Genomic DNA, 14,288 nt, shown 5'->3' on the forward strand with positions numbered 1-14,288 from the left:
CCCTCCCGCAAGCGGGAGGGGAGAAATAATGCACATCACCCAGCAAAAAGAGTCCCGCCACACGCTCGCCGTGATGGTCGACAACGAGCCCGGCATCCTCGCGCGGATCGCGGGGCTGTTCACCGCGCGCGGTTATAATATCGAGAGCCTGACCGTGTCCGACGTCACCGCGGACAAGGCGGTCAGCCGGATCACGATCGTCACCTCGGCGAGCGATGCGACGATGGAGCAGATCCTCGCGCAGCTCGACCGGCTGATCCCGGTGCATTCGGTGACCGACCTCACCGCGCTCGGGCCGCACGTCGAACGCGAACTAGCGTTGCTCAAGGTCTCGGGCGTGGGGGATCACCGGATCGAGGCGCTCCGCCTCGCCGACGTCTACCGCGCGCGCGTGGTCGATGCGACAACCACCAGCTTCGTGTTCGAAGTGACCGGCGGGCGCGAGAAGATCGACACGTTCGTGACGCTGATGCGCGAAGTCGGGCTGTGCGAAGTCGCGCGGACCGGGATCGTCGCAATGGCCCGCGGCGCCAAGCCGGTTTAAGCTTTACCCATAGGGCCGTCATCCCGCGCAAGCGGGGATCCATTATCACGAGCGTCAGCGGCGAAGGTTTCCCGCCGGCGCGACACTGACCAAAAAGGGAAATACCATGCGCGTTTATTATGATGCCGATGCCGACCTGAACCTGATCACGTCCAAGAAGATCGCGATCGTCGGCTATGGCAGCCAGGGCCACGCGCATGCGCAGAATTTGCGCGATTCGGGTGTCACCGACATCGCGATCGCGCTCCGCGCTGGCTCCGCCACCGCCAAGAAGGCGACCGAGGCGGGCTTCAATGTGATGACCAACGCCGAAGCCGCTGCCTGGGCCGACATCACGATGATCCTCGCGCCCGACGAGCATCAGGCCGCGATCTATGCCGACGATCTCCACGCGAACCTGAAGCAGGGCGCGACGATCGCGTTCGCCCACGGCCTCAACGTGCATTTCGGGCTGATCGAGCCGCGCGCCGATCTCGACGTCATCATGATCGCGCCCAAGGGCCCGGGCCACACCGTCCGCAGCGAATACGTCAAGGGCGGCGGCGTGCCGTGCCTGATCGCGATCCACCAGGACAAGAGCGGCAACGCGCATGACATCGGGCTCGCCTATGCCAGCGGCGTCGGCGGCGGGCGTTCGGGGATCATCGAGACCAACTTCAAGGAAGAGTGCGAGACCGATCTGTTCGGCGAGCAGGCCGTGCTGTGCGGCGGGATCACGCATCTGATCCAGGCCGGGTTCGAGACGCTGGTCGAGGCGGGCTACGCGCCCGAGATGGCGTATTTCGAGTGCCTTCACGAGACCAAGCTGATCGTCGACCTGCTGTATGAGGGCGGGATCGCCAACATGCGCTATTCGATCAGCAACACCGCGGAATATGGCGACATCACCACGGGTCCGCGGATCATCACCGACGAGACCAAGGCCGAGATGAAGCGCGTGCTCGCGGACATCCAGGGCGGGCGGTTCGTGAAGAACTTCGTGCTCGACAACCGCGCCGGGCAGCCCGAGCTGAAGGCGGCGCGCAAGGCGGCTGCTGCGCATCCGATCGAGAAGGTTGGTGCGGAATTGCGCGCGATGATGCCTTGGATTGGCGCGAACAAGCTGGTGGATAAGGACAAGAACTGAGGATTGGGTGGGGGGCTCTGCGAGGCTCCCCCCACCCCAACCCCTCCCCTGAAGGGGAGGGGCTAAGAAGAAGAAGAAGAAGAAGCGCGCCCTAAAAGCCCCTCCCCTTCAGGGGAGACGACGGATCATCAAAAGCCCCTCCCCTTCAGGGGAGGGGTTGGGGTGGGGAAGTCCAGCAGCACCAACCCAACGACAGCACATCCCCCCACGAAACCGTATGTTGCCAAATCGTTGCTTGTCGCTCCCGCGCGATTTGCCGCAAAGCGATGCTCCAACAGGAGTATCCCCATGCAGCGTACCCCCCTCTTCCTCGCCGCCATCGCAGCGATCGCCGCAGCCCCGCTCGTCGCACAGATGCCGACCACGCCCCCCGGCACGCGCAGCGTCGCCAAGGTCGCCGCCGGCACGTACAAGGTCGACACCGGCCACACGCAGGTCGTCTTCTCGCTCAACCACCTCGGCTTCAGCGAATATACCGGCCAGTTCACCCAGCCGACCGGATCGATGACGATCGACCCCAAGAACCCCGCCGCGGCGAAGGTCGAGATCGCCTTCCCGATCGCCAAGGTGTCGACCACGGTCGCGGCACTCGACGAGCATCTCCAGAAGCCCGAGTTCTTCGACGCCGCTAAATTCCCCGAGGCGCGCTTCGTCTCGACCAAGGTTGCGGTCAACGGCATGAACGCGACGATCACGGGCAATCTGACGCTGCACGGCGTGACCAAGCCGGTCGTGCTCAACGCGAAGTTCATCGGTGCCGGTCCGTCGCTGTTCGGCGCGCACAAGACCAACGTCGGCTTTGCGGCAACCACGTCGATCAAGCGCAGCGATTTCGGCGTGAACGGCTACCTGCCGCTCGTCGGTGACAAGGTCGACCTGACGATCAACGCCGCGTTCGAAGCGGAGTAAGCCGTTCCCCTCGCCGGGCCCGGGCATCCCCCCGGGCTCGGCTAGACCGGCACGTGCCGTCAGGCGTTCTCGAGCGCGCGGAAATACGCTGCGGTCTGCGGCGAAACCCCGAGCAGGATCCGTCGCAATCGCCGGTCGAAATCATCCGCGGTTTCCCGGCGCGCGCGGTGGACCATCGTCCAATCGCCGAACTCGCGTTCGGGAACGTCGCGGTCGACCAGGATTTCGAGGTCGCGATGCCGTGCATCGTCGCGCAGGCTGATGAGCAGATCCTCGACGCTTTCGTCGGGCCCCTCGATCACCTGAAGGAACGCGGCTTCCTCGGTGTACAACAGGCCGGTGATGCCATCGAGACCGTTACGCGCCGCGGCCACCCGCAGGATTGCATCGCAATCGTCCGCTGCGCGACCACTCAACGCCGCCGAGACACTGGTGTAGATGATCTGACGCATTGCCTGCTGCCTACCATAGCGCATGCACGCCGACATTGATGTGGATTAGGGATGTGCATCAGGATCGCTTCGCGCTGGACAGGCGGGCCATCCCCGCGCTATCGAAAGCGCGATATGGCGATCGTGCACGGTCTTCCCCTGCTTCGACTTACGCGCCCTTAGGCGCGGACTTCTCGCGTGCGCGCTGCGCACGACGCGCCTGAGGGCCTGATCTAATCCCGTCCCCCTTGTTCGACGAGACTCATCATGCTGCGCGATCCTTCGACCAAATACCGACCTTTCCCGCAAATCGCCTTGCCCGACCGGCAATGGCCGTCGCGGATCATCGACACCGCGCCGCGCTGGCTGTCGACCGATCTGCGCGACGGCAATCAGGCGCTGATCGACCCGATGGACGCCGAGAAGAAGACCCGGCTGTTCGACCTGATCGTCAAGGTGGGGATCAAGGAAATCGAAGTCGGCTTCCCCGCCGCGGGCGCGACCGAGTTCGACTTCATTTCCGGGCTGGTCCAGTCGGGCCGGGTCCCCGACGACACGCTGATTCAGGTGCTGACGCAGTCGCGGCGCGACCTGATCGAGCGGAGTTTCGAATCGCTGCGCGGGGCGCCGCGGGCGATCGTCCATCTGTACAATGCGGTGAGCCCGGCGTGGCGCAAGATCGTGTTCGGGATGACGCGCGAGGAGGTCAAGAAGATCGCGATCGACGGCGCGATGATCCTGCGCGATCAGGCCGCGGCGCAGCCCGACACCGACTGGTTCTTTGAATATAGCCCCGAGACCTTCTCGACCGCGGAGCTCGATTTCTCGCTGGAAGTTTGCGAGGCGGTGATGGACGTGCTGCGGCCTACGCCCGACCACAAACTGATCCTCAACCTGCCCGCGACGGTCGAATGCGCGACGCCCAACGTCTATGCCGACCAGATCGAATGGTTCGGGCGCAATATCCGGAATCGGGACTGCGTCGCGTTGAGCCTGCACCCGCATAACGACCGCGGCACCGGCGTCGCCGCCGCCGAGCTCGGGCTGATGGCGGGCGCGGACCGGGTCGAGGGGTGCCTGCTGGGGAATGGCGAGCGCACCGGCAATTGCGACCTCGTGACGGTTGCGCTCAACATGTACACGCAAGGTGTCGATCCGAAGCTCGACTTCTCGGACATCGACGCGATCGTGAGCACGGTGAATTATTGCACGCAATTGCCGGTGCATCCGCGCACGCCTTATGCCGGCGATCTGGTGTTTACGGCGTTCTCGGGCAGCCATCAGGACGCGATCAAGAAGGGCTTCGCGGCGCAGGACGCGAAGAACGATCCGCTGTGGGAAGTGCCGTATCTGCCGATCGATCCGGCTGATCTGGGACGCAGCTACGAGGCGGTGATCCGCGTCAATTCGCAGAGCGGCAAGGGCGGCGTTGCCTGGGTGATCGAGCAGGACAAGGGGTTGAAGCTCCCCAAGCGGTTGCAGGCGGACTTCAGCCGCCACGTTCAGCGGCTTGCGGACGAGACCAGCCGCGAATTGAACGCGAGCGACATCTGGGGGCAGTTCGAGGCGACCTATCTGGCGCGCGATGCGGACCGGTTCCGGCTGGTCGATTATCAGGAAAGCGGGAGCGTCGGGGACCGGTTGTTCGTCGGGCATGTCGCGGTGGACGGGACCGAGCAGTCGATCTCGGGGCGTGGCAACGGGTTGATCTCAGGCGTGATCGCCGCGCTGGAGGGCTCGACCGGGCCGACGCTCGACGTGGTGGATTATAACGAGCACGCGATCGGTCATGGGGCGAATGCGCAAGCGGCGGCCTATGTCGAGTGCCGTACGGCGGATGGACGGACGGTGTTTGGTGTCGGGATCGATGCCGACGTCGCCACCGCAAGCGTGCGCGCGGTGTTGAGCGCGGCGAACCGGGCTTAGCTGTCTCGCGCACCTTCCTGGCGCACTTCTTCCCCGGCGGAGGCCGGGGCCCAGGAGTGATGGCGGTGGTAACTGGCGATGGCGCTTCGTTACCGCCGACATCGCTCCTGGGCCCCGGCCTTCGCCGGGGAAGCAGAAGCAGAAGCGAAAGCGGGAGCGGTGGTGGCTGCTCCTGCTACCGTTCGCGTTCGATCTCGCAGCCGACCGCGGCGTCGGGATAAATATCCGGCTTGCTCGTCCGCACCGTCACCCGCTCGACACGAGGATCGGTAAAGCAGAGCGCCGCGATCGCCTCGCACAATGTTTCCTGTAAATCGAAATGCCGATCCGCGACCAGCGCGCGGATCCCGCTGCGGACGAAATCATAATTCAGCACCTGGTCGATCCGGTCGTCGGCGGGAGGCGCGGGATAGGCGACCTGCATCCGCACCGACACGATCACGCGTTGCGGCGCGGCGCGTTCGTCGGGGTGGATGCCCAACCCCATCGTCAGCTCCAGCCCCTCGAGGACCGTCGTGAACCGTACCGGCGAGATCATACCCGACCTTCGAACATCACATCGCGCGCAAGCGGCAAAAAATGCTGGCCGCAATCGACGAAAAGATTTTGCCCCGAGATGCCCTGCGCGTCGAGCAGGAAGGCGACGGCGCGCGCGACGTCCTCGGGATCGACCGGGCGGCGCAGCACGTTGCGCGATGCGACTGCAGCAAATTCGGCCTCGGTCTGGTCCGCGCTGGGAAGCGTGAGACCCGGCGACACTGCGTTGACCCGGATCCGTGGACCGAGCGCCTGCGCGAGCATCGTGGTCGCGCCGGTCAGCGCAACCTTGGCGCAGCTATAGGCGAAGAAATCGGGGTTCAGATTGGCGACCTTCTGGTCGAGCACATCGACCACCGCGCCGTCAGCCAGATCGTCCTGCGCCGCAAGCGCGCAGGCAAGGAGCACCGGAGCATCGAGATTGACCCGGGCATGACGCTGCAAAGATTCCGCGGAAACCATTGGCGGCGTGTCATAATCGAACAACGATGCGCTGTTGACGACCGCCATCAACGGCGCCCCGAACCCCGCGCGCGCTGCGTCCAGCAGCGCATCCGGCGTCGCCGGATCGGCGAGATCCCCGGTCAGCACGATCGATCCCGGCAGCGCCCGCGACAGCGTCTCCGCTTCCTCCGCGGAATGGTGGTGATGGATCGCGACCCGCCAGCCCTGCCCCGCCAGATGTCGCGCAATCGTCGCCCCCAGCCGGCGCGCCGCACCCGTGACCAGAACCGTCCGTTCCGCCTGCATCAGCACCCCATCAGCGCGAGGATTTCCTTCCGGCTGCGTTCGTCGTCGCGAAATACCCCCATCATCCGGCTGGTTACCATCGATACGCCCGGCGTCCGCACGCCACGCGCGGTCATGCACGCGTGGCTCGCTTCGATCACCACCGCGACGCCCAGAGGCTTCAGATTATCCCAGATGCAATTGGCGACTTCGGCGGTCAGCCGTTCCTGCACCTGCAAGCGACGCGAATAGGCATGCAGCACGCGCGCCAGCTTGGAGATGCCGACGACCCAGTCGGACGGCAGATAAGCGATGTGCGCCTTGCCGATGATCGGCGCCATGTGATGTTCGCAATGCGACTGGAACGGAATGTCCTTGAGCAGCACGATCTCGTCATAGCCGCCGACTTCCTCGAACACGCGCTTCAGATGAATCGCGGGATCGTCCTGATATCCGCTGCAATATTCCTTCCACGCGCGCGCGACTCGCTGCGGCGTCTCGATCAGTCCTTCGCGTGTCGGGTCGTCGCCGGTCCAGCGGATCAGCGTGCGAACCGCCTCGGCGACGTCGTCCGGCACGAAAAGCTTTGCGGGTGCTGCGACCAGATCGCCTTCACTCAACAGTGCCCCGTCGTCATCCATCATCGCTCTTTCGGTTACCGGAACGGCTTTGACGCTACGGCAATCGTCGCGTCATGCCTCGTGCTGTTCAAGGAGCCGAATTGGTCCTGCTTTGCAACTGTATCCTTTCGGTAACGCTGCGGCACAGCTTCCGTAACTACGTATCATTATGCGATTGACGCAGGATTCAACCGCACGCTAATTCACAAACCCTAAATTCGAAAACGCGGAACCGGCGTCAAGACTGGCAACTGCGGCAGCGAGAGGATGACAGATGAGGAAGTCGGACCTGCTTGGTGCGTCGGCAATCGCATTGCTGTGCGCGGTTCCCGCCTTTGCGCAGGATGCCCCCCCTACTACCCAGGCACAGGGTGCCCCCGCGGCGACCTCCGCCGCCCCGCAGGTCGATCGCAGTGCGACCGATACCGATGACATCATCGTCACCGCCACCAAGCGCGAGCAGACGTTGCAGGACGTCCCCGTCTCGGTCGCCGTCACCAGCGACGACACGATCAAGAAGGCCAAGATCCACGACCTGATCGATCTCCAGGCGAGCGTCCCCTCGCTCAAGGTCACCCAGTTCCAGAGCGCGGGGCAGACCAACTTCACGATCCGCGGCTTCGGCAACGGCAATGGCAACATCGGGATCGAGAGTTCGGTCGGCGTCTTCATCGACGGTGTCTATCGCTCGCGCTCGGCATCCTCGATCTCGGATCTTCCCGAACTCGAGCGCATCGAAGTCCTGCGCGGGCCGCAATCGACGCTGTTCGGCAAGAACGTCGCAGCGGGTGCGATCTCGATCGTCACCAAGCGTCCGCAATTCACTTGGGGCGGCACGGCCGAGGCGACCGCGGGCAACCTCGGCAATATCGAGGCACGCGCGTCGATCACCGGGCCGATCAGCGAGACGATCGCCTTCCGCCTGTTCGGCAGCGTCAACCAGCGCGAGGGTTTCTACACCAACCGCCTGACCGGCGGGAAGGTCAACGGGCGCGACCGCCAGTCACTGCGCGCCGACGTGCTGTTCGAGCCATCGTCCAACTTCTCGGTCCGGATCATCGGCGACCTCAACAACATCAACGAAGTCTGCTGTGGCGCGGTGACGATCACCAACGGCCCGCTAACCCAGCTGATCGGCTTGCCACGGTCGATCGGCGGAGTCGGCGGGCTCGTCGGCAACGCCGCGACCCCGTTCAACCGCGAAGTCGTCTATAACACCGCGCCGAACAACCGCCTCAACGGCAAGGGCATATCCGGCCAGATCGACTGGAACCTCAGCTTTGCCAAGCTGACCTCGATCACCGCCTATCGCCGCCAGACCAACCGCACTGATCTCGACGTGGATTTCACCGGCGGCGATATCTCCAACCAGACCACCGACGACACGATCAAGACCTTCACGCAGGAAATCCGGCTCGCGTCGGATTATGCGGGGCCGTTCAACTGGCTGCTCGGTGGCTTCTATTCGGACGAGCGGATCAAGACCGGGCGCAACATCCTGTACGGTGCGGACGGTCGTCGCTTCGCCAACGCCGCCGCGCTTGCTGCAACGGGCGGGGCACTGACCGGCACGTCGCCCATTACCCAACTCGAATCGCTCCAGCGCGGCGCGGGCAACACCAGCGTGATCCCGGGCCAGACCTATTTCGCGCAAGGGACCGGGATTCTCGACAATTACCGGCTCAACGACATCTCCTACTCGATCTTCGGGCAGGCGGATTACAAGCTGTTTGAGCGCCTCACGCTGACCGTCGGCGGGGCGTATCTCAACGACAAGAAGTCGGCCTTCTCGAACGTCGTGCTGACCGATCGCTTCTCGCAGTTGAACTTGCGGAACGTCCCCGAGCTTGGTCTTCTGCCGTTGCAGTTGCTCAACCCGCTCGCCCCTGCCGGAGCGCGCATCCCGACCAACCTGTTTGCCGGGCTCAACGCGCTCCAGTTCTTCTATCCCGACACCGCCAACCACGGTCCGGTCAACTTCCCCAACGCGAGCGAAGACGGCATCCTGAAGGGCGACAAGTTCACCTATCTGGCGCGCGCCAAGTTCGATTTTTCGCGCAACGTCAACGTCTACGGAAGCTATTCGACCGGCTGGAAGGCGGGCGCGTACAATCTGTCGTCGGACAGCCGCCCCGCCAACAACGGCGTCGGTCGCACCGCCGCGCCGGAAAACGTCGAGGTTTGGGAAATCGGCGGCAAGGCGCGGTTCAACGGTGGCTATTTCAACGTCGCGCTGTTCGACGAGAAGATCAAAGGCTTCCAGTCGAACGGCTTCACCGGCACCGGCTTCGCGCTGGTCAACGCCGGCAGCCAGTCGGTTCGCGGCGTAGAAGTCGAAGCGTCGTACAAGCCGTTCCGCGCCTTGCTGCTCAACGCATCGGGCACCTATCTCGATGCCAAATACGACAGCTTCACCCGTGCACCGTGCTTCGCGTTCGATCCGCGCTGCCAGGTTCCGGCGGGGTCGCCCGCGGGCACCCTCCCGCCGCAGTTCCGCGACCTGACCGGCGCGCGCCCGGGCGGCGTCCCCGAATTCTCGGGCAACGTCAACGCCACCTATACGCAGCAAATTACCGATCGGATCAGCGGCTTCGTTCGTGGCGAATTCGTCTACAGCAGCAAGACCGCGCTGACCGACACGGTCCCCGCCTCGGTCGCCAGCAGCGAGGTCAAGACCGTCAACGCGAGCATCGGGCTCGACCTGCCCGACGCGTTCCAGATCCAGGGCTGGGTGCGCAACCTCGGCAACGACAATTACTTCCTGTCGGCGTTCAACACCGTGATCCAGTCGGGCAGCTACAGCGCGTACATCAACGAACCGCGCACCTACGGCATCACGCTTCGTAAGGGGTTCTGATCCGGGCAAGGGGTTCTGATCCGGTCGCGATACGACGAACGGCCCGTCCCTCGCGAAGAGGGGCGGGCCGTTTGCGTCGGGCGGTGCAACGATCCGGCGGCTCGCGCGCTGTTGCATCATCGTAACGGAGATATGCGATGGCAGAATTGAAAAAGGGTGACGAGGTCACCTGGAATTCCCCGGGCGGCACCGCGCACGGCGTGGTCGAGAAGAAGCAGACCAGCCCGACCCAGATCAAGGGTCACAAGGTCGACGCCTCGCCCGAGGAACCGCAATTCATCGTAAAGAGTGACAACGGCGGCAAGGCAGCGCACAAGAGCGCAGCGCTCGACAAGGCGTGAAACCGATGTCGGTTGTAACGACACACCAGGAAGGACCAACAAAATGGCCAAGACTCCAACCGCAAAGAGCGACGCCCCCAAGACCGGCGGCATCTTCGCGCCTATCCAGCCTTCGCCCGAGCTCGGCGCGATCGTCGGCAACGACAAGCTTCCGCGCAGCGAAGTGATCAGCAAGGTCTGGGAATATATCAAGAAGAACGACCTGCAGAACCCCGAGAACAAGCGTGAGATCGTCGCCGACGAAGCGCTCAAGAAGGTGTTCGGCAAGGACCGCGTGACGATGTTCGAAATGAACAAGCATCTCGCGGGCCACATGAAGGCGTAAGTCCGCCTCAGCTGGTTCCGGAACGGCCGCGACACCCCCCGGTGCCGCGGCCGTTTCCATATGCGCGGTCCGCCGCGTGACGGTTGCGGTTTGCCTCGATCGGGAAAGGCGCTACCAAACCCCATGCGCAGCGACGATGCGGACACCCTGAAATATCGGCTGCGCCGACAAAGCCGTACGCCTGCGTGGCTGTCGCTGTCATGGCGCGCGCTGCTCGCGCTGGCGTTGCTTGGCGTGGCGCTTGCGGTGCACTGGTTCGACCGGGACGGGCTGCGGCAGAATTCGGGCGAGCCCGTCACCTTCGCTGACATCCTGTATTTCACGATGATCACGGTGACGACCGTCGGCTATGGCGATATCGTGCCGGTGACGCAGCAGGCGCGGATGTTCGATACGTTCGTGGTGACGCCGATCCGGCTGTTCGTGTGGCTGATCTTCCTCGGGACCGCATATGATTTCCTGCTGAAGCGGGTTTGGGAGAAATGGCGAATGAGTGTGATCCAGCGCCGTCTTACCGATCATGTCATCGTGACCGGCTACGGCACCAGCGGCGCCGAGGCAGTGCGCGAGCTTGTCCGGCGCGGCGCCGACCCCGAGACGATCGTGGTGATCGACGATTCCGCCACTGCGCTGCAGCGGGCGGAGGATTGCGGCACGACCGTGATGGAGGGCAATGCCACGCGCAACGCCGCGCTCGAGGCGGCACGGATCGAGAATGCGCGTGCGGTGATCGTATCGGCCGGGCGGGACGATACGTCGATCCTGATCGTGCTGACCGCGCGCCGCCTCGCGCCCGACGTGCCGATCAGCGTCGTGATCCGGTCGCAGGACAATGAGGCGATCGCGCAGCAGGCCGGTGCGAATACGGTGATCAATCCGGCAAGCTTCGCCGGGCTGTTGCTCGCAGGATCGACGCATGGCGCGCATACCGCGGACTATATGGCGGACCTCGCCGCCGCGGGGGGCCGGGTCGCTTTACGCGAGCGTGCCGTCACGGCGGAGGAAGTGGGCAAGCCGCTGTCGGGGATCACGACCGGGCTGGGGCACCGAATCTACCGCGGGCAGAAGATCTTCTGTTTCTGGGAACCCGAAGCGGCGCGGCTCGAGGCGGGTGACCAGATCGTCGAAGTGGTTCCGCGCGGCGAGGGTTAGCGCCGTCGATGGGTTTATCTGCGCGGGCGGGATACTGCGGCGACGATGTCCTGTTCGGTCGCGACATGTTCCTCGATGATGCAGCGGAGCATTAGCCCGCTGATCCCGCGTTCGGACACCACGCTCGCCTGTGCCACGTTGAGCCCGTCCGACGACTGCCGCCGCGCGCCCTCCCCGACGAGCGCATGCGGGTGTCGCGCGTGATAGGCGTAGCTGCCGGTCGTCGCGACGACGCGGTTCCGGTCGTCCACGATCGAGGCGATGCCGTTGCCGGTGGTCTTGTCGACCACCCGCATGATCGCGTCCGCCTGCCCCTCGAAATCGAACTCAAGATAGCAGACGCCGATCGTCGCGCCTTCCATCCGCACCGGCGCGACATAGACCAGCACCTTGCGGTCATCCGACCACGGGTTCTGCCAGACTGCGTCAGTCATCCACGTGATCTCGGGGGGTGCCGCCATCGCGCGCTGGAACTGGCTATAGTCCTTGAAGTTGGTGCCTCGTACCGCGGCATTCTCATGCGCGCACGCCGCGACCTCGCCATCGGCGTTCACGACGAACGCGTTGAGAAAATAGGGCGAGCAGCCGAGCAACGACCGTAGCCGATCCAGCGCACGTGCTTCGATCCGCGGCGATGCGCGATCGACCATCAACGCTTCGGCGATCGAATAATCGGTGGCCAGCATCCGCACGTCGATCGACCGGTCGTACAAGGTGCGCGCAAGCGTATCCGCGATCGACTGCGCAAGATCGGCAAGCCGCCCGCTCTCGATGTCGCGCGCGAGTTCGTCCGCGATCGCGGTGCCCTGCTGGAGGTAGCCGAGCACCTCGTCACGGAAGCTGGATGCCGACGTGCCCGCCATCCCCGCAAGCGTCTTCACTTCCTGCGCCACCACGGTGAACCCGCGACCCGCATCCCCCGCGCGCGCCGCCTCGATCGTGGCGTTGAGCGCGAGCAGATTGGTGCGGCCGGCGATCAGTTCGGCCTGGCGGACATGCGCCGTGACCTGGTCGCTCAACGTCGTCAGCAGGGAGCGTATGCGGCGGGGCATCGGTACTTTCTTCCACGTTTCGATCGGCTTATCGGCAGATCGTTAACATGGGATTGCGGGTCTTGCGGACCCGATCACCGATCGTGAGCGCCTTTACCGATACCGCCCCATCGTCACCTTCAGCACCTGCGGGCGGTCATGCAGATTGAGCCCATAGTCTGTCTGATCGCCGTTCCAGACGCGGCTCCTGACCCACTGCCCCTTGTCGAACCGGCCTTCCTCGACGCTGACGACGATGCCGTTCGGCGGCGATCCTGCCGCGCCCGAAAAGATCAGCCGGACGTGATCGCCCACGACGAGGAATTCGTTCGCCGACAGTTGCGCGATCGCCGCGCCGCCGATCGGCTGGTCCGCCCAGGGTGCTGGCGTGGACTTGAGCCACGTCCAGTCCTTCTCGCCGAACTGCCACTCGCCCCATTTCGCGGTGATCGTCCAGCCGCCCATCGTGGTCGACTGCGTGGCACCATCATCGGGTTTGGCGAACCCGAAGGTGGGCTTCTCCGACGCGATCCGCGCCCAGTCGCGCATGATCGATCCAAACGCCGCATAGGGCAAGGCAAACGCGTCGAGCGTCGCTGCATCCATGTTCGCGGCACCGAGCGGGTAGTTGAGATAGCCCGTCTCATCCATTCCGAACGGCGCGAACCCGACCGCACCACGGCCGAGTGCTGCATAGACGTAGCGCGCGAAATCGCTGCCGTTGCCGATTTCGGGGACCATCAGCGGATTGTCGGCCCGCGCGAACTTGTCGAGATACTGGATGACGTTCGCGCTCTTGCGATCGTAGATATCGGGCGCCTGCAGATCGAGCGCTGGAGCCGCCGCCTTCCAGATGTCGAGCACGTCCTGCTGCGGCCCGCCCGAGGCCACGCCGGTCGGATCGGGCACGTTGGACGGCCCGGCGAGCGCCGCATTGGCGTACATCGGCAACGGCTTGATCGCCTTGCCCGCCGCCGCGATCGCATTGACATAGGATGCGACGTACCAGCTGTTGAACGCGCGATCAGCCTGCGCGCCGAACGCCGTGGCCCAGGTGCCGCGCTTGCCCATGCGTTTGGCCAGCGCCGCGGGGATCGGCTGGGCGAACAGCTTGTCCCCTTGCGCGCTGTAATCCCGCGGCACGCGGTAGCTGCCCGTCTCATTCTCGACCTGCACCATGATGACGGTGTTCTGCGGATCATGGTCGCGCAGATATTCGATCAGCTTGACGAAGGCGCGCTTGTCCGCCTCGAGCGTCTTGGTCGACAGCGGGGTCAGGACGTCGTGGTCCTTCCCGGCGCGGTCCTTCATCCGCGGGAAACGGCGGTTGTCGAGCTTGACCCACGCCGGCGTATACGCAGGCGACGTGTTCTTCCACGTCCCGAACCACAACAGCACGACACGCTTGTCATGCGCGCGTGCCTGATCGAGCAATGCCTGGACGAACGACAGGTCAAACTGCCCTTCGGTGGGTTCGACCTGCTGCCACGCCACCGGGACCTCGACCGTATTCGCATGGATCCGGTCGAGCACCGCCCAGGTCTTGGCGAGCGGTTCGGGATAGTTGGTCGAATTGTTGACTTGCCCGCTCAGCATCAGGAACGGCGCGCCATCGACGATCAGCGCATGCCGCCCGCCCTTGCCGACGAAATGCGGGATCTGCGTCGCGTCCGGTGCAGCAAGCGCCGGGACCGTGACGGCACCCTGCCCCGCCATCAGTGCAGCCGCGAGCACGGTCCTGATCTTCATGATCGGCAATC

General features: G+C 64.5%; 14 protein-coding genes. 8 read left to right on the forward strand and 6 right to left on the reverse strand.

Annotated features, from left to right (window positions below; all coding sequences use genetic code 11):
- The first annotated feature begins 28 nt into the window (after positions 1-28).
- The 3 genes from ilvN (at position 29) to AC3WJR_RS10270 (ending at position 2,579) form a co-directional block, all read left to right on the forward strand.
- On the forward strand, positions 29-544 hold the full coding sequence (gene ilvN / locus AC3WJR_RS10260) for an acetolactate synthase small subunit (protein WP_492724733.1): 516 nt from the start codon (positions 29-31) through the stop codon (positions 542-544).
- Positions 545-650: 106 nt separating this feature from the next.
- Complete coding sequence (gene ilvC, locus AC3WJR_RS10265; protein ID WP_492724735.1) at positions 651-1,670, forward strand: ketol-acid reductoisomerase; 1,020 nt, start codon at positions 651-653, stop codon at positions 1,668-1,670.
- 288 nt (positions 1,671-1,958) lie between these two features.
- The gene (locus AC3WJR_RS10270) at positions 1,959-2,579 is read left to right on the forward strand and encodes a YceI family protein (protein ID WP_354282143.1); all 621 of its coding nucleotides are present in this window, start codon (positions 1,959-1,961) and stop codon (positions 2,577-2,579) included.
- Between the two features lie 59 nt (positions 2,580-2,638).
- Here the strand turns inward: AC3WJR_RS10270 and AC3WJR_RS10275 are convergent, their stop codons facing one another.
- Positions 2,639-3,031 (reverse strand): BLUF domain-containing protein, encoded by a 393-nt coding sequence (locus AC3WJR_RS10275; RefSeq protein ID WP_492724737.1) that lies wholly within the window; start codon positions 3,029-3,031, stop codon positions 2,639-2,641.
- Between the two features lie 246 nt (positions 3,032-3,277).
- Between AC3WJR_RS10275 and leuA the strand changes: the two genes are divergently transcribed.
- Entirely contained in the window at positions 3,278-4,936 is a 1,659-nt protein-coding gene (gene leuA, locus AC3WJR_RS10280) for a 2-isopropylmalate synthase (RefSeq protein WP_492724739.1), read from the forward strand.
- A 175-nt stretch (positions 4,937-5,111) separates the two neighbouring features.
- Here the strand turns inward: leuA and AC3WJR_RS10285 are convergent, their stop codons facing one another.
- Genes AC3WJR_RS10285 through folE form a run of 3 tightly spaced genes read right to left on the reverse strand, consistent with a single transcriptional unit; the run spans position 5,112 to position 6,843 of the window.
- Entirely contained in the window at positions 5,112-5,474 is a 363-nt protein-coding gene (locus tag AC3WJR_RS10285) for a dihydroneopterin aldolase (RefSeq protein ID WP_492724741.1), read from the reverse strand.
- Positions 5,471-6,223 carry an SDR family oxidoreductase gene (locus AC3WJR_RS10290; RefSeq protein ID WP_492724743.1) on the reverse strand — a complete coding sequence of 251 codons (753 nt, stop codon included), beginning with the start codon at positions 6,221-6,223 and terminating at the stop codon, positions 5,471-5,473. The genes AC3WJR_RS10285 and AC3WJR_RS10290 overlap by 4 nt, the downstream gene beginning before the upstream one ends.
- On the reverse strand, positions 6,223-6,843 hold the full coding sequence (folE, locus tag AC3WJR_RS10295) for a GTP cyclohydrolase I FolE (protein WP_354282138.1): 621 nt from the start codon (positions 6,841-6,843) through the stop codon (positions 6,223-6,225). Before folE ends, AC3WJR_RS10290 begins: the two co-directional genes overlap by 1 nt.
- A gap of 253 nt (positions 6,844-7,096) precedes the next feature.
- Here folE and AC3WJR_RS10300 point away from each other — a divergent pair, with 253 nt between their 5' ends.
- The 4 genes from AC3WJR_RS10300 to AC3WJR_RS10315 all read left to right on the forward strand — a co-directional run bounded on the left by AC3WJR_RS10300 (position 7,097) and on the right by AC3WJR_RS10315 (position 11,497).
- Positions 7,097-9,679 carry a TonB-dependent receptor gene (locus AC3WJR_RS10300; RefSeq protein ID WP_492724745.1) on the forward strand — a complete coding sequence of 861 codons (2,583 nt, stop codon included), beginning with the start codon at positions 7,097-7,099 and terminating at the stop codon, positions 9,677-9,679.
- A gap of 137 nt (positions 9,680-9,816) precedes the next feature.
- A complete protein-coding gene (locus AC3WJR_RS10305) occupies positions 9,817-10,020 on the forward strand; it encodes a hypervirulence associated TUDOR domain-containing protein (RefSeq protein WP_354282136.1) in 204 nt (67 codons plus the stop codon).
- Between the two features lie 43 nt (positions 10,021-10,063).
- The gene (locus tag AC3WJR_RS10310) at positions 10,064-10,345 is read left to right on the forward strand and encodes an SWIB/MDM2 domain-containing protein (protein WP_354282135.1); all 282 of its coding nucleotides are present in this window, start codon (positions 10,064-10,066) and stop codon (positions 10,343-10,345) included.
- A gap of 123 nt (positions 10,346-10,468) precedes the next feature.
- On the forward strand, positions 10,469-11,497 hold the full coding sequence (locus tag AC3WJR_RS10315) for a potassium channel family protein (RefSeq protein ID WP_492724748.1): 1,029 nt from the start codon (positions 10,469-10,471) through the stop codon (positions 11,495-11,497).
- Positions 11,498-11,511: 14 nt separating this feature from the next.
- Here the strand turns inward: AC3WJR_RS10315 and AC3WJR_RS10320 are convergent, their stop codons facing one another.
- Together AC3WJR_RS10320 and AC3WJR_RS10325 are read right to left on the reverse strand one after the other, a co-directional pair.
- Positions 11,512-12,549 carry a cache domain-containing protein gene (locus tag AC3WJR_RS10320; protein ID WP_492724750.1) on the reverse strand — a complete coding sequence of 346 codons (1,038 nt, stop codon included), beginning with the start codon at positions 12,547-12,549 and terminating at the stop codon, positions 11,512-11,514.
- A gap of 93 nt (positions 12,550-12,642) precedes the next feature.
- Positions 12,643-14,277 (reverse strand): DUF5597 domain-containing protein, encoded by a 1,635-nt coding sequence (locus AC3WJR_RS10325; RefSeq protein WP_492724752.1) that lies wholly within the window; start codon positions 14,275-14,277, stop codon positions 12,643-12,645.
- Positions 14,278-14,288: the final 11 nt, after the last annotated feature.

The sequence above is a fragment of the Sphingomonas sp. FW306-05-A genome, from assembly GCF_058782275.1.

What these genes read in the sequence shown, in the direction of transcription:
- AC3WJR_RS10300 (WP_492724745.1), top strand. Translation starts at nt 7,097, where the DNA reads ATGAGGAAGTCGGACCTGCTTGGTGCGTCGGCAATCGCATTGCTGTGC.
- AC3WJR_RS10305 (WP_354282136.1), top strand. Translation starts at nt 9,817, where the DNA reads ATGGCAGAATTGAAAAAGGGTGACGAGGTCACCTGGAATTCCCCGGGC.
- ilvN (WP_492724733.1), top strand. Translation starts at nt 29, where the DNA reads ATGCACATCACCCAGCAAAAAGAGTCCCGCCACACGCTCGCCGTGATG.
- AC3WJR_RS10275 (WP_492724737.1), bottom strand. Translation starts at nt 3,031, where the DNA reads ATGCGTCAGATCATCTACACCAGTGTCTCGGCGGCGTTGAGTGGTCGC.
- AC3WJR_RS10320 (WP_492724750.1), bottom strand. Translation starts at nt 12,549, where the DNA reads ATGCCCCGCCGCATACGCTCCCTGCTGACGACGTTGAGCGACCAGGTC.
- AC3WJR_RS10285 (WP_492724741.1), bottom strand. Translation starts at nt 5,474, where the DNA reads ATGATCTCGCCGGTACGGTTCACGACGGTCCTCGAGGGGCTGGAGCTG.
- AC3WJR_RS10310 (WP_354282135.1), top strand. Translation starts at nt 10,064, where the DNA reads ATGGCCAAGACTCCAACCGCAAAGAGCGACGCCCCCAAGACCGGCGGC.
- leuA (WP_492724739.1), top strand. Translation starts at nt 3,278, where the DNA reads ATGCTGCGCGATCCTTCGACCAAATACCGACCTTTCCCGCAAATCGCC.
- AC3WJR_RS10325 (WP_492724752.1), bottom strand. Translation starts at nt 14,277, where the DNA reads ATGAAGATCAGGACCGTGCTCGCGGCTGCACTGATGGCGGGGCAGGGT.
- ilvC (WP_492724735.1), top strand. Translation starts at nt 651, where the DNA reads ATGCGCGTTTATTATGATGCCGATGCCGACCTGAACCTGATCACGTCC.
- AC3WJR_RS10315 (WP_492724748.1), top strand. Translation starts at nt 10,469, where the DNA reads ATGCGCAGCGACGATGCGGACACCCTGAAATATCGGCTGCGCCGACAA.
- folE (WP_354282138.1), bottom strand. Translation starts at nt 6,843, where the DNA reads ATGGATGACGACGGGGCACTGTTGAGTGAAGGCGATCTGGTCGCAGCA.
- AC3WJR_RS10270 (WP_354282143.1), top strand. Translation starts at nt 1,959, where the DNA reads ATGCAGCGTACCCCCCTCTTCCTCGCCGCCATCGCAGCGATCGCCGCA.
- AC3WJR_RS10290 (WP_492724743.1), bottom strand. Translation starts at nt 6,223, where the DNA reads ATGCAGGCGGAACGGACGGTTCTGGTCACGGGTGCGGCGCGCCGGCTG.